The sequence below is a fragment of the uncultured Flavobacterium sp. genome (assembly GCF_963922255.1).
Taxonomy (GTDB): domain Bacteria; phylum Bacteroidota; class Bacteroidia; order Flavobacteriales; family Flavobacteriaceae; genus Flavobacterium.
On sequence record NZ_CAWUIC010000003.1, the window covers coordinates 179,648 to 200,213 of the forward strand.

The 20,566-nt window shown below is 29.7% G+C and carries 23 protein-coding genes and 1 tRNA gene; 7 read left to right on the forward strand and 17 right to left on the reverse strand.

The window, feature by feature from the left end; all coding sequences use genetic code 11:
- Positions 1-897, reverse strand: coding sequence for a 16S rRNA (cytosine(1402)-N(4))-methyltransferase RsmH (gene rsmH / locus AABJ49_RS04550; RefSeq protein WP_338376455.1), 897 nt, complete (start codon positions 895-897; stop codon positions 1-3).
- A complete protein-coding gene (mraZ, locus tag AABJ49_RS04555) occupies positions 884-1,354 on the reverse strand; it encodes a division/cell wall cluster transcriptional repressor MraZ (protein ID WP_338376408.1) in 471 nt (156 codons plus the stop codon). Before mraZ ends, rsmH begins: the two co-directional genes overlap by 14 nt.
- 365 nt (positions 1,355-1,719) lie before the next feature.
- Here mraZ and AABJ49_RS04560 point away from each other — a divergent pair, with 365 nt between their 5' ends.
- Together AABJ49_RS04560 and yihA are read left to right on the forward strand one after the other, a co-directional pair.
- Positions 1,720-2,475, forward strand: a complete 756-nt coding sequence (locus tag AABJ49_RS04560) for an alpha/beta hydrolase (RefSeq protein WP_338376410.1) — start codon at positions 1,720-1,722, stop codon at positions 2,473-2,475.
- Between the two features lie 40 nt (positions 2,476-2,515).
- Positions 2,516-3,136, forward strand: a complete 621-nt coding sequence (gene yihA / locus AABJ49_RS04565) for a ribosome biogenesis GTP-binding protein YihA/YsxC (RefSeq protein WP_338376412.1) — start codon at positions 2,516-2,518, stop codon at positions 3,134-3,136.
- Between the two features lie 53 nt (positions 3,137-3,189).
- On the opposite strand, the gene gldC is transcribed toward yihA, so the two are convergent.
- Together gldC and gldB are read right to left on the reverse strand one after the other, a co-directional pair.
- Positions 3,190-3,522, reverse strand: a complete 333-nt coding sequence (gene gldC / locus AABJ49_RS04570) for a gliding motility protein GldC (RefSeq protein ID WP_338376414.1) — start codon at positions 3,520-3,522, stop codon at positions 3,190-3,192.
- Entirely contained in the window at positions 3,522-4,484 is a 963-nt protein-coding gene (gldB, locus tag AABJ49_RS04575; protein WP_338376416.1) for a gliding motility lipoprotein GldB, read from the reverse strand. Before gldB ends, gldC begins: the two co-directional genes overlap by 1 nt.
- Before the next feature lie 79 nt (positions 4,485-4,563).
- Here gldB and nadE point away from each other — a divergent pair, with 79 nt between their 5' ends.
- Positions 4,564-5,370 (forward strand): NAD(+) synthase, encoded by an 807-nt coding sequence (nadE, locus tag AABJ49_RS04580; protein ID WP_338376457.1) that lies wholly within the window; start codon positions 4,564-4,566, stop codon positions 5,368-5,370.
- Positions 5,371-5,434: 64 nt separating this feature from the next.
- Complete coding sequence (locus AABJ49_RS04585) at positions 5,435-6,058, forward strand: response regulator transcription factor (protein ID WP_338376418.1); 624 nt, start codon at positions 5,435-5,437, stop codon at positions 6,056-6,058.
- On the opposite strand, the gene dnaG is transcribed toward AABJ49_RS04585, so the two are convergent.
- From dnaG to rlmN, 6 genes are all read right to left on the reverse strand, one after another.
- Positions 6,055-8,031 carry a DNA primase gene (gene dnaG, locus AABJ49_RS04590; RefSeq protein WP_338376419.1) on the reverse strand — a complete coding sequence of 659 codons (1,977 nt, stop codon included), beginning with the start codon at positions 8,029-8,031 and terminating at the stop codon, positions 6,055-6,057. The two genes, AABJ49_RS04585 and dnaG, sit on opposite strands and share 4 nt — an antisense overlap.
- A gap of 106 nt (positions 8,032-8,137) precedes the next feature.
- Entirely contained in the window at positions 8,138-9,202 is a 1,065-nt protein-coding gene (locus tag AABJ49_RS04595) for a hypothetical protein (protein ID WP_338376421.1), read from the reverse strand.
- A gap of 33 nt (positions 9,203-9,235) precedes the next feature.
- Complete coding sequence (locus AABJ49_RS04600) at positions 9,236-9,991, reverse strand: hypothetical protein (protein ID WP_338376423.1); 756 nt, start codon at positions 9,989-9,991, stop codon at positions 9,236-9,238.
- Complete coding sequence (locus AABJ49_RS04605; RefSeq protein ID WP_338376425.1) at positions 9,978-10,541, reverse strand: RNA polymerase sigma factor; 564 nt, start codon at positions 10,539-10,541, stop codon at positions 9,978-9,980. The genes AABJ49_RS04600 and AABJ49_RS04605 overlap by 14 nt, the downstream gene beginning before the upstream one ends.
- 196 nt (positions 10,542-10,737) lie before the next feature.
- Positions 10,738-11,718 carry a polyprenyl synthetase family protein gene (locus AABJ49_RS04610; RefSeq protein WP_338376427.1) on the reverse strand — a complete coding sequence of 327 codons (981 nt, stop codon included), beginning with the start codon at positions 11,716-11,718 and terminating at the stop codon, positions 10,738-10,740.
- Between the two features lie 65 nt (positions 11,719-11,783).
- Positions 11,784-12,824, reverse strand: a complete 1,041-nt coding sequence (gene rlmN / locus AABJ49_RS04615; RefSeq protein ID WP_338376429.1) for a 23S rRNA (adenine(2503)-C(2))-methyltransferase RlmN — start codon at positions 12,822-12,824, stop codon at positions 11,784-11,786.
- A 60-nt stretch (positions 12,825-12,884) separates the two neighbouring features.
- Here rlmN and AABJ49_RS04620 point away from each other — a divergent pair, with 60 nt between their 5' ends.
- Positions 12,885-13,430 carry a hypothetical protein gene (locus AABJ49_RS04620; protein ID WP_338376431.1) on the forward strand — a complete coding sequence of 182 codons (546 nt, stop codon included), beginning with the start codon at positions 12,885-12,887 and terminating at the stop codon, positions 13,428-13,430.
- A 3-nt stretch (positions 13,431-13,433) separates the two neighbouring features.
- Positions 13,434-14,075: an O-methyltransferase gene (locus tag AABJ49_RS04625; protein ID WP_338376433.1), complete on the forward strand. Its 642-nt coding sequence runs from the start codon at positions 13,434-13,436 to the stop codon at positions 14,073-14,075.
- A 2-nt stretch (positions 14,076-14,077) separates the two neighbouring features.
- Here AABJ49_RS04625 and AABJ49_RS04630 read toward each other — a convergent pair whose 3' ends face one another.
- The 6 genes from AABJ49_RS04630 to AABJ49_RS04655 form a co-directional block, all read right to left on the reverse strand.
- Positions 14,078-14,638 carry a phosphatase PAP2 family protein gene (locus AABJ49_RS04630; protein ID WP_338376435.1) on the reverse strand — a complete coding sequence of 187 codons (561 nt, stop codon included), beginning with the start codon at positions 14,636-14,638 and terminating at the stop codon, positions 14,078-14,080.
- 2 nt (positions 14,639-14,640) lie between these two features.
- A complete protein-coding gene (locus tag AABJ49_RS04635; protein ID WP_338376437.1) occupies positions 14,641-14,988 on the reverse strand; it encodes a twin-arginine translocase TatA/TatE family subunit in 348 nt (115 codons plus the stop codon).
- 105 nt (positions 14,989-15,093) lie between these two features.
- Positions 15,094-17,361, reverse strand: coding sequence for a M1 family metallopeptidase (locus tag AABJ49_RS04640; protein ID WP_338376439.1), 2,268 nt, complete (start codon positions 17,359-17,361; stop codon positions 15,094-15,096).
- 20 nt (positions 17,362-17,381) lie between these two features.
- A complete protein-coding gene (locus tag AABJ49_RS04645) occupies positions 17,382-17,885 on the reverse strand; it encodes a DUF6702 family protein (protein ID WP_338376441.1) in 504 nt (167 codons plus the stop codon).
- A 29-nt stretch (positions 17,886-17,914) separates the two neighbouring features.
- Complete coding sequence (locus AABJ49_RS04650; protein ID WP_338376443.1) at positions 17,915-18,733, reverse strand: carboxypeptidase-like regulatory domain-containing protein; 819 nt, start codon at positions 18,731-18,733, stop codon at positions 17,915-17,917.
- Positions 18,723-19,535, reverse strand: a complete 813-nt coding sequence (locus tag AABJ49_RS04655; RefSeq protein WP_338376445.1) for a hypothetical protein — start codon at positions 19,533-19,535, stop codon at positions 18,723-18,725. The genes AABJ49_RS04650 and AABJ49_RS04655 overlap by 11 nt, the downstream gene beginning before the upstream one ends.
- Before the next feature lie 132 nt (positions 19,536-19,667).
- On the opposite strand from AABJ49_RS04655, the gene pepE reads away from it, so the two are divergent.
- Entirely contained in the window at positions 19,668-20,375 is a 708-nt protein-coding gene (gene pepE / locus AABJ49_RS04660; RefSeq protein WP_338376446.1) for a dipeptidase PepE, read from the forward strand.
- 40 nt (positions 20,376-20,415) lie between these two features.
- Here pepE and AABJ49_RS04665 read toward each other — a convergent pair.
- Positions 20,416-20,488 (reverse strand) — tRNA-Gly (locus AABJ49_RS04665).
- Positions 20,489-20,566 lie beyond the last annotated feature (78 nt).

Below are 20,566 nucleotides of genomic sequence, written 5' to 3' on the forward strand. Positions count from 1 at the left end.
TTATTTTTTTTCTGCAACTCTTAATTTGGCACTTCTTGCTCTATTGTTTATTGCAATTTCTTCATCTGATGGAACTATTAATTTTTCAATAGTTTTAAAAGGAACTTCAAAATTCCCGAAGAAATCTCTTTCTGGTTCCCCTTCAAACATTCCATTTCTTACAAATCTTTTTACCAATCTATCTTCTAAAGAATGGTATGAAATTACACTTAACCTTCCTTCAGGCTTAAGAATTTCTAAGGATTGTGTTAAAAAATCTTTTAAAGCTTCCATTTCTTGATTTACTTCAATTCGGATAGCTTGATATATTTGAGCTAAAATCTTATTGCTTTTATGACCTGGCAGAAACTTACTTAAGATTTGCTTCAGTTGTTCTGAATTTTTAATTGGAGTTTCTTTTCTAGCATTAACAATCACATTTGCCATCGCTCCTCCATTTTTTAATTCTCCAAATTCTAATAAAACACTTTTCAAAGCAGCCTCATCATAATCATTAATTACATGGTAAGCCGAAAGTTCTCCTTTTTGATTCATTCTCATATCTAATTCAGCTTCAAACCGAGTTGAAAAACCTCTTTCAGCTACATCAAATTGGTGCGATGACACTCCCAAATCAGCTAGAATACCATCTACTTGTTTTATACCATGGAATCGTAAGAACCTTTTTATAAATCTGAAATTTTCATTAATCAAAGTAAATCTTTCATCATCAATTGCATTATTCAATGCATCTAAATCTTGATCAAATGCAAACAGTTTTCCATTTACACCAAGTCTAGACATTATTTCTCTAGAATGACCACCACCTCCAAAAGTCACATCAACATAAACTCCATCAGGATGGATATTTAATCCATCTACTGTTTCTTTCAATAATACTGGATTATGATATCCCATCTTCTTCATCATTTTGGCCACCCATTACTTCTTCTGCCAAATCAGCAAAATCGTCAGTAGCATTTTCTATTGCGTTTTCATATAAAGTTTTGTCCCAAATCTCAATGATATTGATAGCGGATGACAATACTAAATCTTTATCAATTTGACCAAAAGCAATTAAATCTTTAGGAATCAGAAGTCTTCCTGTTGCATCAATTTCAACCACCTTTACACCAGCAGTGAAACGTCTTATGAAATCATTATTCTTTTTTACAAAGCGATTTAACTTATTGATTTTAGCCATCATTTTATTCCACTCAGCCATTGGAAACAACTCTAAACAAGGTTGAAAAACAGAACGCTTCAAAACGAAACCTTCCTCCAAAGACGCAAATTGCTTCTTCAGTGGAGCTGGTATCATCAGCCTTCCTTTGGCATCAACCTTACATTCATATGTTCCAATCAGTGTACTCACAAGTGGGATTTTGACTTTAATACTGACAAAAATATAAATTTTTTACCACTATTTACCACAATCTACCACTTTGTTGATAAGTTTATCCACTAATTGGCTAAAAAATGGGACGAAATGAAAATTTTGATTTTTTCAAAAACCATAAAAGTTGAATAAACACAAAGAGTTTGATAAAATTAAGCACTATATTAAAACCGTAATTTTAACTTATTAACCAAAGCTTACATTTGTTAATAAGCTAATAATTACCCATTTGCCTGTTATTTTTGTAAGAAAATAACAAGTAGCCCAAATTATTGATAAATTGCTTTTAGCTATATTTAAAAGTCTTATATTTGTCCATATTTCTAATACGAAATTTATTTATGTTAAAGAAAGAAAGAAAGTATACCTACTATGAAGTAGGTGAAGGAACGCCAATTATTATACTACACGGCTTAATGGGCGGATTGAGTAATTTTGATGGTGTAGCCAATTTTTTACCTTCAAAAGGCTATAAAGTAATTATTCCTTTATTGCCTATTTATACGCAGAGCATTTTAAAAACAAATGTAAAAGCATTTTCAAAGTTTGTTCATGATTTTATAGTACATAAAAAATTAGAAAAAGTCATTTTATTGGGTAATTCATTGGGTGGACACATTGCCTTGTACCATACCAAAATGTATCCTGAATTGATGAAAGGACTTGTTATAACTGGAAGTTCTGGATTATATGAAAGCGGAATGGGAGAAAGCTACCCAAAACGTGGTGATTATGAATACATTAAGAAAAAAGCTGAAGATGTTTTTTATGATCCTAAAATTGCCACAAAAGAAATAGTTGATGAAGTATTTGCGACTGTTAATGACAGAATCAAATTAATTAAGACTTTAACAATTGCTAAAAGTGCTATTCGTCATAACATGGCAGCTGATTTACCAAAAATGGAAACACCAACGTGTATTATTTGGGGTAAAAATGACAAAGTAACACCTCCAAATGTAGCAGAAGAATTTGATCAATTATTACCAAATTCTGAATTATTTTGGATAGACAAATGTGGTCATGCAGCCATGATGGAAAAACCAGAAGAATTTAATGAAATTCTATTAACATGGTTACAAAAACACAACTTATAACATTATTCCCCAATCATTGGGGAATTTTATTTTACATATAATGAAAATTAACACAGCCGAATTTATAATAAGTAATTCCGAAGTGAGTAAATGTCCGAATGAGCCTTTACCAGAATATGCATTTATTGGTCGTTCAAACGTAGGAAAATCGTCTTTAATTAATATGTTGACGGAACGAAAAAAATTGGCAAAAACTTCAGCTAGACCTGGAAAAACTCAATTAATTAACCATTTCAAAATCAACAGTAATTGGTATTTAGTGGATTTACCAGGTTATGGGTATGCTAAGGTTTCAAAGAAAACCAAAGCTGTTTTCCAACAATTTATTACAGATTATTTTGAAAAAAGAGAACAATTAGTTTGTGCTTTTATTTTGATTGACATTCGTTTAGAAGCTCAAAAAATTGATTTAGAATTTATCACTTATTTAGGAGAAACAGAAGTCCCTTTTTGTATTATTTTTACAAAAGCTGATAAAATTGGAAGGTCGAAGATTGCATCAAATATTGCAGCCTACAAGAAACAATTATTGGCTAATAATTGGGCTGAAATTCCTCAATATTTCGTTACTTCTTCCACAGAAGGAACAGGTAGAGATGAAATTCTTGAATTTATTGATGGTGTAAACGAAGATGTATTTAAAAATATGAATGAATTTTAGTGTAACCATAATTTTTTAGATTCTGAAATGATTGTTTCAGAATCTAAAAAAAACTACTTCACCAAATCTAATTTCTCAGCAAAATAATCACAAAAATCTTTCATGGTTGCTGTCATTTTCTCATCATCTGTTGCGCGTAGATATGTTTCAGACATTGCAACTAAAGTTTGGTGAAAAAATAATTTCATTTCATCTACAGGCATATCTTTAGTCCATAAATCAATTCGTAACGTTTCTTGAGCTTTGCTATCCCAAATAGACATTAAGATTGCTTTTGACTCTTCAAGCTCAATTCCACCATCTTTGGCAGTCCAACTTAATTTTTCTGGAATTTTATTTTCGTCTAATTCAACTAGGAATTTTATTTCTGATTTCTTATTTGGCATTATTTCTTTGGTTTATATTTTGATTCTTCAAATAATTCTTTGGCACTCAAGGCTAATAATTCTTGTAATTTAACTTCTGGATGATTTTCCATATAACTTCTAACGATTTGCCAGCCTAACCAAGCCCCAACTCTTCCTGGTGATTCATTATCTATTTCTAAATAAAACTTTGAAAACGGAGCTTCATTCATAAAACGTTGTTCATTTTTTGGATTGGTATCGTATAGTAATTTATTTTCAATAAAATAACTCCACATTTGTGCTTCATTTTCTTCACACCATTTGTATTTATCTTCAGTGTAAGCGATTTTTACATTATCCGCTACATCAGGAATTAATAAATCTTTCATATACAATTCTTTTCCTTTATAAATCATTAAAGAAAGTAAAGTTCTGTCTTTTGGTGGAGCAATTTTTCCATACGAAAAACTACTTACAATGTCTGGTAAAATTTGAGATTCATCGAATTCAATACGCATATATTCTGGAAAAGTTTCATAAAATCGATGATCTTTACCTAAATAACAATCTAATGAAATAAACAAAAAATCATCCACAAAAATAGATTTTGCATCCACATCAACTTCTGTAATAACAGTAATAACTCTAGGAGTTTTCTTTTCAGGATAATAATATTTTACGTGTTTTAGTAAATCTTCAATTTGCGGTTCTAGTTTACCTAAAGAAGCATATTTTTTTTGAACTTCGTTAAACAATTCTCTTGAAATAGGATCTTTTAATTTATTAGTCCAAACAGTATCAGCATAAATCTCTGGAAACAAAAATGGATATTCACTTTTTAATTTGGATAAGTCTTGTGGTTCAGATGTATAAAACTTTTGATCAAAACGTTCCACCGTAAAACTTACCGGAATTGCTGAAACATCAACTTCTTGTTTAGATTCTTTTTTACACGACATTAAAAATAGAAAGGCAATAAATAAAAAGAAATACTTCTTCATTGTAAAAAAAATTATATTTTTATGGAAAATAAATAAAGCTGCAAATATACATTTAATAGTATAAATTATTTCATAAATGATGACAGATTCTACTCAATTTCAAGCCGAAAAAATCAACAATTATATAGTTAAATGGTTGCTTGACTATGCTAATAACGCAAAAGTAAAGGGTTTTGTTGTGGGAATATCAGGTGGAATTGATAGTGCTTTAACCTCAACGCTTTGTGCGCAAACAGGATTACCTACTTTATGCGTTGAAATGCCCATTCATCAAGCAGAAAGTCATGTTGACAGAGCCAATGAACATATTGATCAATTAAAAAAACGATTTCCCAATGTTACGAATGAAAGAGTTGATTTAACTCCTACTTTTGAAACTTTTAAAAATAGTGTTCCAAATTCTGAAAATGAAGCGGCTTACAATCTATCATTAGCGAATACAAGAGCTCGTCTACGAATGACAACTCTGTACTATTTAGCTGGAATTCATGGTTTTTTAGTAACAGGAACTGGTAACAAAGTGGAGGATTTTGGTGTTGGATTTTACACAAAGTATGGTGATGGTGGTGTAGATTTGAGTCCGATTGCAGATTTGTTAAAGAGTGAAGTTCGCATGTTATCAAAACATGTACAAGTTCCTCAAAGTATATTATCGGCAAAACCTACTGATGGCTTATTTGGTGACGACCGAAGTGATGAAGATCAAATTGGAGCGAACTACGACGAATTAGAATGGGCAATGGCTGCTATTGAAAAAGGAAAAACCGAAAATGACTTTACAGACCGAGAATTGACTGTATTTAAAATCTACAAACGACTGAATTTTCTTAACCAACATAAAATGCAACCTATTCCTGTGTGTAAAATCCCACAGAATTTAAAATAAAGCTTACTTATTATTAAAGATATTACATTTTTTTATATCTTTACTTATACATATAATAAATAAAATGATTAAAACTTGCGTCGCTGATAATAATCCTGTAATTTATCAAGGCATAAAATCATACTTTAAAGATTCTGTTGATTTTGATGTTATGGGACACGTGTCTTCTTTAGAAGACCTTCATGAACTACTAGACAATAAAGTGGTTCACTTAGTTATTTTAGACATCGAATTGAACGGCTTATCGAGTATAAGAGATGTTAAAATTTTAGTTAAGGATTACCCTAGTACCAAATTTGTTATTTTCTCAAATGTTTCTGAAACACTTTATGCCAACAATGCTTTGAAAGTTGGTGTTAGAGGATATTTAGAAAAGAATGTAAGCATGAAAGATTTAGGAACAGCTCTTAAATCAGTTGCTATGGGAAACATTTACACTAGTGAAGCTGTCAAAAAATTAGCTCAAAACGATTCTAAAAATAGTGAAAGACTCCACAAAAAACTTTCTTCTAGAGAAATTGAAGTTTTGAAATATTTAGCTGATGGTAAAAAGAATAAGGAAATTGCTAAAACTCTAGGCTTAGATGAAAAAACAATTAGCACTTATAAATTGCGTTTATTACATAAATTAAATGTTACTAATTTAATTGATTTAATCAATAAAGCTAAATCTTTTCAGTTGGTTTAATGATGTCTACTCATTACTCTTCCTAATTTTTTTGAGAACACATTAGTTAAACCTAAGTAGTCTCTTACCATAGATAAAATTTCGGTATTATCGTCTTGATTTTGCTGAACAATATCTGTTTTGAGTTCGTCAATAATTTTGTTCACCAAATACCATCTTAAAGTTAAGATAGTCTCTGTAACATATTGAGATATGGATTGCTCTTTAAGTTTAACTATAATTTGTTGACCTTCCCAATTATGAATAACTTCTCTTTCTTCATTCATTAAAATTGAAGTGACTTCTTGTGCGATTTCTTCTGGAATTTGTTGCAAATATTGTTCAATATCAAATTGTTCTGCTCTATTATAAAAGTCAATAATATCTTTATATATAGCTGCAAAAATTGGATTAGCCAGTTCTATCTCATCTTCTTGTAAACTTAAATAAATCCTTTGATAGACTTTGTATGAATTCATTTCTTTGTGTTCATACAATTCACCTTCTTCATTAGCTTTATACACAACATCTTCAAACTCTTCTTCAATATTTCCATATAAAAGTAAAATTTGAATAATTTGATGTTCTAATTCATATTGAATATCAACTTTTGATGGTTGATTTACTAATTCATTTTTAACTACATCAAATGCTTTTTGTTCAGACTTAAATTGCTTGTTAGCATCTGAAATATCTTTTTTTACTAATTGAGCCAGAGTATTAAACAATACATCTTCAGAAATATCCATTATTCGAGCACATTCTTGAATGTAGATTTCTCTCTTAATTCTGTCAGGAATTTTTGAAATACTCACAACCATATCTCGAATCAAATCTGCTTTTTTGATAGGGTCATTCTTTGCATCAAGCATCAATAAAGAGGCTTTAAATTGAATAAAATCTTTAGCATTTTCCTCTAAATAAAGCACTAAATTCTCATAAGAAGTCTTTTTTGCAAAACTATCTGGATCATCACCATCTGGAAATGTACAAACCTTAACGTTCATTCCAGCTTCTAGAATTAGATCAATTCCACGAATTGAAGCTCGCAAACCAGCAGCATCACCATCAAAAAGAACAGTAATATTTGGTGTTAAACGATTAATTAATCGTATTTGATCTGGAGTTAAAGCAGTTCCAGAGGAAGAAACTACATTTTCAATTCCAGCTTGATTGAATTGGATTACATCGGTGTAACCTTCAACTAAATAACAATTATTTTGTTTGGCAATGGCTTGTTTGGCATGATAAATTCCGTAAAGCACTTTGCTCTTGTGGTAAATATCACTTTCAGGTGAATTTAAGTATTTGGCTGCTTTTTTATCATTGGTTAAAATTCGACCTCCAAAACCTAGAACTCGACCACTCATACTTTGAATAGGAAACATCACACGACCTTTAAAACGGTCAAATTGTTTGTCTTCTTTTACTATGGAAAGACCTGTTTTATCAAGAAATTCTAATTTATACCCTTTTCCTAAAGCTTCTTTGGTAAAAGCATCCCAACTTTCTGGAGAATATCCTAAATTGAATTTTTTTATAGTTTCAGAAGTAAATCCTCTTTCTTTGAAATAACTTAAACCAATTGCTTTACCTTCATCATTATTCCATAAAATATCTTGAAAGTATTTACTGGCGAATTCAGAAACCAAATACATACTTTCCTTTTCATTTGCAATAGCCAAATCATCGTCAGTTTGAATAGTTTCTTCTAATTCAATATTATATTTTTTTGCTAAATAGCGTATCGCTTCTGGATAAGTAAAATGTTCGTGTTCCATTAAAAACGAAACTACATTCCCTCCTTTTCCACTTGAAAAATCTTTCCAAATTTGCTTTACTGGAGAAACCATAAACGAAGGAGATTTTTCATCTACAAAAGGACTTAATCCTTTTAGATTACTGCCCGCACGTTTTAAATTTACGAAATCACCAATAACCTCCTCTACTCGAGCAGTTTCAAAAACGGTTTCTATTGAAGCTTGTGCAATCATTATTCTGGTTTGTGATTTCCAAAGATACAAAGTAGAAATGTTATAAAACAAAAAACCTGCAAGATTATAAAAACCTTGCAGGAAAGTATGAATAACTAACTCAAATTTAATTAAAATCGAAACGAAGACCTAGTGAAATATTGTTTTGATCAACTGCATTATCTTTGAATAATTGATTCATATCGTATTTTACATATAAACTTGTTTGACCATAACCTATGTAGCCACTTAATCCGTAAACAAAATTTGAAGTATTAAAATCTCCTTTTTGTTTGTCTTTTACTTTATCACCATCTAATTCGTATTTGGTAATTTGTTTTGACTTGATATTAAATCCTCCATAACCACCTAAGCCAATTCTAAAAGATTCATGTGTTCTGAAGTATGTTTTTGTTCCATCTTTTGAAAGTTTTTTTGGTGTAAAATCAAATTCTAAATGTAGTGGAAAAACCAATTGTACATTTCGTAATCTAGATTCTTTTAAGTCAACTGTAGCTGTTTGCAATTCTGTTTGATTTCCGTTTTTAACAAACAATCTATTGTCTGTTGGACGAAGATTATTGTACATTACAGAAAAACCATATTTTGCATGAAGTAAATTAGCGTTTTTTAGAATTCTTGTATTATAAGTTAAACCCCATTCATAAAAATGAGATCCTGCTACTCGAAAGTCTGATTTTTCAATACTTTCACCTTCTGTAATTAGATTGTTTAATCCTAATGCAAAAACGAATTGTGAAGTTGTTCTTCTTTCTTTGTATTCTCTTGGTTTTCTATCTACGGTGTCGTTTTCTATTTTAATTACGAATCTTTTTCCTATTCTAACAGATGAAGAATCTAATTCATTTTTAACTTTTCCATCCACTTTATCTTGGATCAATTGGTTTAACTTTTCTTCTTCTATAGCGACTTTTGTTTCAATATTTAAAGCTCTTTCTTCTGCTATTTTTAATTTAAGTTCGTCTGCTTTTTCTTTGGTAATTTTCCCTTCGATAATTTGATTATCAATTGCTTCAATTTCGACTCTAAGGGCTTTTTTTTCTTCACTTGTGATTGTTTCGATTTGATTTCCAATTTCTTTGGCTCTTTCTTCAAATGTTTTTTCTTGTGCGATTGCTTTTCCTACAAAAGAAACAAGAATAATGACTGTGTAAAAAATAATTTTTTGCATGATTTTCGTTTTTTGATTAATGATTGATAATTATTATAATTCGTCTTCGTAATTTCTATTCGCTAAAACAGTTTTTATTGAATTGAAGTTTTTATTTAATTTTTCTAAAGCGGATTCTCTAAAAGATTGATATATTTCTGTTTCTGCATTTGACAACAATGCATTTGGATTTACAGAAATTCCTTTTCTTGTTCGCTTTACTTCTTTCTCCGAATTTTTGTTTTTGTATTTTGTATTATTTACTTCAGCTAATAATTTTTCTGCTGAAATGTATTTAGGAGTTGTAGGTTCTGTATTTTGATTACTAGTTTTATTATTTTCAGCTATAACATTTTGGTTATTGTTTGTTATTTGTTGATTGATGATCGAAACTTCTTTTTGATTTTTGGTTTCAGAAATAATAACTACTTGTTGTTTTCCAATTGAACTATTTTTATTCTTTTTAATAAGATTGTTATTTTCAACTACAACTTCTTTAACACTTTCTATATTTTCCGTATTATCTTCTTTGTTTTCTGAATTCTGAATTCTGAATTCTGAATTCTCCTCAACAATTATAGTTTCTTCTTTAACAGGATTTAGAACTTCATTTTGATTATAGAAATAATATCCAATTGAAGCCAATACAATAAATGAGGCCGCAATATTTATCAAGAAAAAACCTTTTTTCTTTGGTTTTTCTTCCACATTTAACATAGCATCTAATCTGTCCCAAGAATTTGCACTTGGCTTCATCTCGCGATTGCTTAGTTTTTGTTGGACTTGTTTTTCAAAATTATCTAACTGCATTTTGACTGTTTTTTAGTTTGTTAATTTGCTCTTGCAATAATTTTCGTGCGTGAGCTAACTGTGATTTAGATGTCCCTTCATTAATCTTTAACATCTTGGCTATTTCATTGTGTTTGTATCCTTCAATTACATAAAGATTGAAAATCATTTTACAACCTTCTGGCAAATTATCTATTAGCAATTGAATATCTTCTGTTGAAAAATCTTGCTCTTCTGAAAAATCATTAGGCAAAACTGTTTCTTCAATATTCTGATGATTGAAGTTGTTTTTCTTGACTCGAATATAATCTATACATTCATTTACCATAATTCTTCTAATCCATCCTTCAAAACTACCTTTATGTTCAAATTTTTTGATATTGGTGAACACTTTCATAAAAGCGGTTATCATTACATCTTCAGCATGATGCACATCTTTTATGTATTGACGACAAACACTTAACATCTTTGGAGAAAAATTAGTATACAATTGATGTTGTGCTTGTCGGTTGTTTTCGACAGCCAATTGAATGAGTTCTTTTTCTTGTTGATGTAATTGTATTACCTTCATTTTTTAATTTAGAAATTAGAATTCTGAATTTAGAATTGGTCTTCTATTAACATAGACGAGAATGAATTTAAAATGGTTGTAAATGAAAATAAATTCCAATATTTTAAATTCCAAATTCCAATGTTTTACTAATTAAAGTTGAATTATTATTCCTTATTCTTTTGGAATTTGGGATTTTATTTTTTTGGTAAAAACTCTATTTCTTTCTTTCAATAACGTAGTTCACCATTAAAACTAATGAGGCTTTATAATCAGATTCTGGAAAATCTTGTAGGAGTTGAAGTGCTTCTAGTTGAAATTGCACCATTTTTTGTTCTGCATAAATTAATCCGTTTTTGTCTTTTACAAATTGGATTACTTCTTTGACTCTTTTTTTGTCTTTGTTGTGATTTTTTACCGAATTGATTACCCAACTTTTCTCTTTTTTGGAACAATTATTCAAAGCGTAAATTAAAGGTAAAGTCATTTTTTGTTCTTTGATGTCGATTCCTGTTGGTTTTCCAATTGCATCATCAGTATAATCAAATAAATCATCTTTAATTTGAAAAGCCATTCCGATTAGTTCACCAAATTTTCGCATTTTCTCTACAACTTCAATATTTTCTGGAGCAACAGAACAAGCTCCTAATGAACAACAGGCAGCAATAAGTGTAGCTGTTTTTTGTCGGATTATTTCATAATAAATATCTTCTGTGATATCTAATCTTCGTGCTTTTTCAATCTGAAGTAATTCACCTTCACTCATTTCACGAACAGCAACCGAAATTATTTTAAGTAAATCAAAATCATTATTATCTATAGAAAGTAATAATCCTTTTGAAAGTAAATAATCACCAACTAAAACGGCAATTTTATTTTTCCAAAGGGCATTTATAGAGAAAAATCCCCTTCTTTTATTACTATCATCCACAACATCATCGTGTACTAAAGTTGCCGTATGAATTAATTCGATTACAGAAGCACCACGATAAGTTCGTTCGTTTACAGTTCCTTCAGAAATCATTTTGGCAGTTAAGAAAACAAACATAGGTCGCATTTGTTTTCCTTTGCGATTTACGATATAATATGTTATACGATTTAATAAAGCGACTTTTGAAGACATCGATTCGTGAAACTTCTTTTCAAAAAGTTCCATTTCCTTTGCGATAGGCAGCTTTATTTGTTCAACTATTTTCATATTAAGGACAAAAATAGACTATTTGAATGAAGCTTAAAAGGAAAAATAATGTTCTTCATTTAAATTTATGTTTTGTTTGCCAATTGTCCACAAGCTGCATCAATATCTTTTCCGCGACTTCTTCTGACTTTCACAACTATTTTATTTTTCTCTAAAGCATTAATATAATCATCTGTTGCTTGTTCAGAAGCTTGTTGAAATTCACCATCATCAATTGGGTTATATTCAATTAAATTAACTTTACATGGAACGTATTTGCAGAATTTCACCAAAGCATCAATGGAGGCTTTATCATCGTTAATTCCTTTCCAAACTACATATTCATAAGTAATAGCACTTTTTGTTTTTTTGTACCAATATTCTAAAGCTTCACGTAATTCTGGCAATGGAAAACTTTTGGTAAAAGGCATAATTCTATTTCGGGTTTCCTCTATAGCTGAATGAAGTGAAACCGCTAATTTGACTTTTACCTCATCATCAGCCATTTTTTTAATCATTTTAGAAACTCCAGAAGTGGAAACTGTAATTCGCTTTGGAGACATTCCTAAACCTTCTTTTGATGTTATCATTTCGATAGATTTCATCACGTTTGGGTAATTCATTAAAGGTTCACCCATTCCCATGAAAACGATGTTTGATAAAGGTCTGTCAAAATACAAACGACTTTCGTTATCAATGGCAGCAACTTGGTCATAAATTTCGTCTGGATTTAGATTTCGCATTCTCTTTAAACGAGCTGTTGCACAAAAATTACAATCTAAACTACAACCTACTTGACTAGAAACACAGGCAGTAGTTCTGGTTTTTGTTGGAATAAGAACACTTTCTACAATTAAGCCATCGTGCAAACGAACAGCATTTTTTACCGTTCCATCTTCACTACGTTGAATTGTATCTACTTTTATATGATTGATTACAAAATTATCTTCTAACATAGCGCGTGTTTCTTTTGAAACATTGGTCATATCTTCAAAAGTATGAGCACGTTTGCTCCACAACCATTCATAAACTTGATTCCCACGAAAAGCCTTATCTCCATTTTTTTCGAAAAAATCACGAAGTTGTTCTTTGGTTAATGCTCTTATGTCCTTTTTTGTCGTTTGCATGGTGCAAATTTAAGTCAAATTATTAATTAAAAATTGTAAATTTGGTCAAACTATAATCAAATGAGGAAAATTAGCCTGACACTAATCTTACTTCTATTTGTTTTTTATAGCTGTAATAGCACAGATAATATTATAAAAAATACAGAAGTAGAATATCTACAAAATAAAGATATCACTATAATTCATGATTTTATACAACCTATTCAAATACAAGGAAAATGGAAGAAAACAAATTATGAAGAAGAATTTGGAAATAGAAAAAGAGATTATTTTTTGTATTTGAAAGATGATAAAAATATTTTAGGTATCTATTTAAAAACAAATAAGACTAGAAGCAATTTTATTGATAGAAAAAAATTTTTCGACAACAGTATTTCAAAAGAAATTGAATATTTGGAAGAAATTGGAATAACCTATGAATTAAAAACAACTGATAATGAAAATTATCAACTATATAAATTTAGAAGTTTAAGTAGAGACGAATTTTATGGATTAATAGGCTTTAAAAATAGAAAAATTTTTTATTTATCAGTTTATAACAATAATTTAACCGAAAAAGAAAAGGAGTTTTTTTTAACTAATCTTTTTCTAAACTTGAATACTTAATATATGCACTTTATATCAGAAGAATTAGAAGATTATGTTGCTAAACACAGCCAAGTTGAACCTCAACTTTTAAAGGAATTAGACATTGAAACTCATCAAAAAATTATGCAACCTAGAATGCTTAGTGGTCATTTTCAAGGTAGAGTTTTGAGTATGTTGTCTAAAATCATCAATCCCAAACATATTTTAGAAATTGGAACTTATACTGGATATGCAACATTATGCTTGGCTGAAGGTTTACAAAAAGAAGGTACTTTAGATACGGTTGATATTAATGAAGAATTGGTTGAAATACAGGAAAAATATTTTGGATTATCAAGTTTTAAGAATCAAATTACATCTCATTTAGGGGATGCTTTGGAAATTATTCCTACTTTGAATAAAAAATTTGATTTGGTTTTTATTGATGCTGACAAAGAAAACTACATCAATTATTACAATATGATTGTTCCTATGATGAATAAAGGTGGAATAATTTTGTCGGACAATGTATTATGGAGTGGTAAAGTTATTGAAGAGTTGAATCCTAAAGACACCAGTACAAAAACCTTGGTTGAGTACAATAAATTAATTAACGAAGATCCAAGAGTTGAAACTGTTTTGTTACCTATTAGAGATGGGCTTACTGTGACTAGAGTTTTGTAAAACTAATTTTTTATGTACTTATTCATAAACATAGTGTACAATTTATAGAAGATAGTTCCCGTTATTATTCCAAAAACATACCCTGCTAAAATATCTAATGGATAATGTAGTCCAAGATATATTCTACTGTAAGCGAAGATTAAAGGAAACAAAAACAATAAATAAGTATGTTTATAATGTTTTCTAAGTATAGACACTATAAAGATGGTTGAAGCCATAGAACTTGAAGCATGACCCGAAAAAAAACTGTATGAATTTCTCTTAATTAGATTTCTCATTATTGAACCTAATTCTACTTCATTTGAAGGTCTTAATCGTTGAAAAGTATGCTTTACAAGATTAGTCATTTGATCCGTAAACGTAATTAGCAATGCTAAAAAAACCACTATAATTCCTAAGTTTTTCCAACCAATTTTTCTTTGGATTAAATATAAAACTCCAATTATTAAAGGTGTCCAATAGACTTGTTTCGTTATTAATAACCAAAATGCATCATAGTCTTCAGAACCCATTAGATATAAGTATGAAAACAATTCTCTGTCTAATTTTAATAGTTCTTCCAAAATTATAGTTGTCTTTTTATAGGTCCAGATAAGCTTTCAATATCTTCTTTAACTTTCTCTATTGGTTTAGTTATATCAGAAATCGTATTTTCCATAGGATTTACTGCTTTAGTAATTCCTTCTTTTGCTTTTTTAATTTCGTCTGAAATTCCTCCAGTCATTGAATTAATATCCACTCCGTTTTCGGTTGCACTTCTCTGAATTTCACTTTTAATTTCGTTGGAAGCGTTTTTCAATTGTGCCATAGTTTTTCCCAAAAATCTTGCAACATCTGGAATTCCTTTGGAACCAAAAATCATAATTGAAATTAATATAATAAAGAAAAGTTCTCCTCCTCCAATTCCGAACATGGGTAATAAAATTAAATTTTAAAAAGCAAAGTTACAAAGAAAAAAATAACCTTTGCCAAAGTTTGAAATTTTGACAAAGGTTTAACTTTTTATTTTGAGGTATGATTATCTAGATTGTAATTCGTCAAATTTAGATTTCACAAGTTCTTTTGGCCAAGTGTTGTTTTCAACATCAATATCAGCAGTTTCTAATTTTGGATCTAATTGAATTTTTACAATTTTCTTTTCTGTTGCAAAAACACGTTTAGCCGTATCATTATTCATTCTCCAAATTTGAGCTGGAAATTTTTGTGTTTCAGAAGTTCCATCTTCAAATTGTAACTCCACAATAATTGGCATTATCATTCCACCTGGTTTTTCAAATTCTACTTCATAGAAAAATTTAGGAGCTTTTAAATCACGTTTTTGTTCAGCAGTATAATGTTCATTAACATAATCATCCAACATTTTTACATCTTTAACTTCAAATGCTTTTTTATTTTTCTTATCGAATTCTTTATGATTTTCATCTACCAAGTAAATAAATGGCCCTTCGTTGTAAGTAAAACGACCTGTTCTCATTTTATAGTCTTTCATTTCTAAAGTTGGTTCAAGAGAAACATAATATTCTTTTACTTCTTTAATTCCAATATCAACATAATCAGTCGAATAGAACCATCCTCTCCAAAACCAATCTAAATCAACTGCAGAAGCATCTTCCATTGTTCTGAAAAAATCTTCTGGTGTTGGGTGTTTGAATTTCCATCTTTGTGCATACGTTTTAAAAGCATGATCAAATAATTCATGACCCATAATTGTTTCACGAAGAATATTTAAACCTGTTGCTGGTTTTCCATATGCATTAGAACCAAATTGAAAAATGTTTTCAGAATTTGACATAATTGGTGCTATATTTTTTTGATTTCCTTTCATATAAGGAACAATTTTAGCAGCTGGACCTCTACTTGTAGGGAAGTTTGCATCAAATTCTAATTCAGTTAAATATTCTAAGAATGTATTTAACCCTTCATCCATCCAAGTCCATTGTCTTTCATCAGAGTTTACAATCATTGGAAAATAGTTATGTCCAACTTCGTGAATAATTACACCAATCATTCCGTATTTAATTCTATCTGTATACGTTCCATCTTTATCTGGACGACCAAAATTCCAACAAATCATAGGGTATTCCATTCCTTGGTCTTCTGCTGAAACAGAAACTGCCTTTGGATAAGGATAATCAAACGTATGTTTTGAGTATGTAACTAGAGTTTGTGCAACTGCTTTTGTTGAAAATTCACCCCAAAGCGGATTAGATTCTTTAGGATAGATAGAAATTGCCATTGGCTTAACGGTTTGTAATTGAACAGCCATTGCATCTAACATAAATTTACGAGATGTTGAGAATCCAAAATCACGAACGTTTTTAGCTTTAAAGTGCCAAGTTTTCTTTTTGTCTGAAAAACCTTTTTCAGCTTTTTCAGCTTCTTCTTGAGTTACAATAATTACTGGTTTATCAAAAGTATTTTCAGCTTTTTCCCATCTTTTTATTTGTTCTGCAGTATAAACATCTTTTCTGTTTTGAAGTTCACCAGTTGCTTCCATAATGTGATCAGCAGGAACAGTTATTTTTACATCATAATCACCAAACACCAAAGCAAATTCACCTCTTCCCCAAAATTGCATATTTTGCCAACCTTCCACATCATTATAAACAGCCATTCTTGGGAAAAATTGAGCCATTACGAACAGACGATTTCCGTCTTCAAATTCTTCGTAACCTGAACGACCACCATCTACTCTGTAGTTATTAATGTTGTACCACCATTTTATTGAAAAAGTAACTTTTTCTTTATTTTTTAATGGTTTATCTAAATCAATACGCATCATAGTATGATTGATTGTGTATTTCATTGGATTTCCTTTAGCATCTTTAACATATTCTAAGTTAAATCCCCCATCAAAACCCTTTTCCATAAATTCTTTTGCGAATCTATCTTCAGTCAAAGCTGGACTAATTCTTTCATTACCAACTAAAGGAGTTTGAGAAGTTCTTGAACGCATATTTTGGTCTAATTGTACCCATAAATATTCCAATGCTTCAGGAGAATTATTAGTGTAAGTAATGGTTTCAGAACCATATAACTTAGCATTTTTATCATCCACTTCAATGTTCATTTTATAATCTGCTTGTTGCTGATAATAAGCTGGTCCAGGAGCACCTGAAGCTGTTCTGAACATATTTGGTGTTGCCAACAAATCATACATTTGACGAAATTTATTTTCGTTATAATGACCTGGCTCTCTTTTTTTGTCTTCTTGTTTTTCTTGAGCATTTAATTGTCCAAAAACAACAAAAAAGCTACAAAGAAGTAATGATAATTTAGTTTTCATTGGTTATTTAGTTAGTGTAATTATAGTTCTAATTTTTCTTGTTTATTAGTATTAGTAAACAAAAAGCTCTTTTTGTTACTATTAATATTAATATGTAATAAATTTTGTTGATCAGAAAACTGCTCCGTCAAAATAGAGTTCTTTATGTCTAATAACTTTATCTTATTAGAATAATTTATCGTATGATAACAAATTAACACATCATCTTCATATTCTTTGGCTACAAAAACCATTTCTTGTGTTTTATTATTGACTGAAATTTTAAATTTTTCATTAAAATATTCTGCAATTAAAGCATCCGATTCTTTGTTTTCCTTTGAAGTAGCTAAATATAATTTCTTTTTATATTTGGTTTCCAAAGCTTTTTCAACATCATCAATAAAAACTCTTGACGTAATTTGAAATTCTTTTTTTTCTAATTTATAATCTACTTGAAAAACTCCAATATAAAACTTATGTATAGAAAACGAAGTAAATGAAAACGATAAAAAAAGTACAACTGTTGTAACCAAAAACTTTTTCATTTTACAAATATAAAATATTATTCTGCTTTTTATTGTTTTTTGAAGGCTTCTGCTTTAGAAATTAAGTATTCTATCAATTTCAAATGATTTTCTGGCTGAAGATATTCTACTAAATCTTCATTTGAAGTTTCAGAAAAGGCTAAAAACATCGGAATATCTTCGTTTTTAATTTTTAATTGATCAGTAAAAAAATGATTTGAAAACTGTTCTTTCATATGTTCTCCAAAAGGTTTTGAAGCTACTTCTTTTAATCTTTTCTCATTAAAAGCTTTCTCTGAAGCAGATATTTTATTTTTATCACTGCCAACTAATTCCTTAATTCCTTTTCCAATAAAACCAAAAATAGCGATAAAATTAAAAGTTGTTGGAGCCAAAGTATTAGGCATCGCAGTATTAACAGGTCTTGTGTCTAAAATATCTTTGGGTTTTAATTTTGAATAATCAATTCCGCTCAAATCTGGTTTATAGGTTTTGATTTTTTTGGTGTCAACTTCTATAATTCCAGTTAGTGTATATGGAGAAACTTCAACTTCATTTAATTCATTAATTCGAGTTTTTAGGTATATTTCTAAAACTTCTCTATCCAAATCGGTTTTTTGAACAATGTATTTTGCAGACAAATAAGCCAATCCTTGAATAACTAAAGTATCTTTTTCTCTAATTTTTATTGAAAATTTACCATCAACATCTGTCACTGCTCCAATATTTGAAGAAACATTAAACACCGTGATATTTTCTACTTCTAAAGAATCTGATTTTATCTTTCCAACCACAAGTTCTCGTTCTTTTATTTGAGAAAAAGAAACAAATGATATTAATAAACCTAAAATGAGTAATTTAGTTTTCATCTTTATCTTTATTTAATTGTTCTACTTCTGTAGGCTTTCTGTCTTCAGGTTTTAATGGAATTTCTTTCAATTCTAAAAATTCAACAGCTAATTGATGAATTAAAAAAGTAGCTTGAGTTTTGTTTTTTATTTTCATAGCATTAGAAAACGGCACATCTTCCACCACATAAAAAATGAATCCATCAACATATTCTTCAGGTATATTTAAGGTTTTTATTAAATACTCATTATCAAAATAATCTAAGGTTTTTTCTTGGAGAAACTCTTTTCTTTCAACAACCAACTCCTTTTTTAACATGTTAGTTCTTCCACTAATTGCATTTATCAAACCATCAACACTCATTCCTCCTAAAGGAATTAATAAAGGACTATACCATTTGAATACACCAGCTGCTTTGAGTTTTCGTTCTGCTTTTGTATAAGTTTTTATGTTTGCTGGAACAATTCCCAATGAAACTGCATTGATATTTGGATATTCAGTAATTACAACTTCTCTAAGTGATTCAGTTGAAGGTGCAATTGGAACTAAAATGAGTTTTTGTTTCATTTCCTCTTTTGTGATAATGTGTTTTTTCTTTTCCAAAAAAACAGCACTAAACAATAATGTGTCTGAAGCTTTTGCTTTAATCGAAAAATAACCTTCATTATCAGAAACTGCACCAGCAATATTGGTAATATTGATAATATGAACTCCTTCTAGTTCTTTAAGTTCAGAAACGATTCGTCCTTTGATTATGGTATCATTTTGAGCCAAAATCAATACAGGAAAAAATAAAAATAGTAGAAGTAGTTTTTTATGCATAGAAATTCAAATAATATCTTTTGTAAATATAATTGATTGATTTCATAACAAAATGTAAAAGGATTATAAACTTATGTTAATCAAAAATGTAAATTTGTAAAGAACTATCTCAGAGAAACAAATATTAAATTCATGAAAAAAATAATTATTGCGAGTACTTCAACACTTCACAATGGCAACTATTTAGATTATTTACTTCCAACTTTAAAAAAGCATTTTGAAGGTGTAAAAAACCTATTGTTTATTCCTTATGCAAGACCAAGTGGCCTAACACATACTGAATACACTCAAAAAGTTAGTGAAGCATTTACTTCTCTAAATATAAAAGTAAAAGGAATTCACGAATTTGAAAACCCAATTGAAGCTATTGAAAATGCAGAAGCCATTTTTACAGGTGGAGGAAATACCTTTGTTTTGATAAACGAATTGTATAGAAATAATATTTTAGATACAATTGAAAAAGTAGTTAAAAATGGAACACCTTATCTTGGAACAAGTGCTGGAAGCAATATTTGTGGTTTAACTGTTGGCACAACAAATGACATGCCTGTTGTTTATCCTCCAAGTTTTAGAGCTTTAGGATTAGTTTCATTTAATATCAATCCACATTATCTAGATCCAGACACTAATTCAAAACATATGGGTGAAACAAGAGAAACAAGAATTAAAGAATTTCATTTTTACAATCCACAACCCGTTTTGGGATTAAGAGAAGGAAGTTGGCTTGAGGTTTCTGGAAATTCAATCAAATTAAAAGGTGAATTGACAGCTAGATTATTCAAACAAAATGAAAATCCTATTGAAATTGAAACTGAAACCGAATTGAATGAATTAAAATAAACAAAAAAGCCTAACTTAGAAAGTTAGGCTTTTTTTGAAGAGCGGAAGACGAGGCTCGAACTCGCGACAACCAGCTTGGAAGGCTGGAGCTCTACCAACTGAGCTACTTCCGCAATAAAAATTATTCAGTAAAACTAAGAGCGGAAGACGAGGCTCGAACTCGCGACAACCAGCTTGGAAGGCTGGAGCTC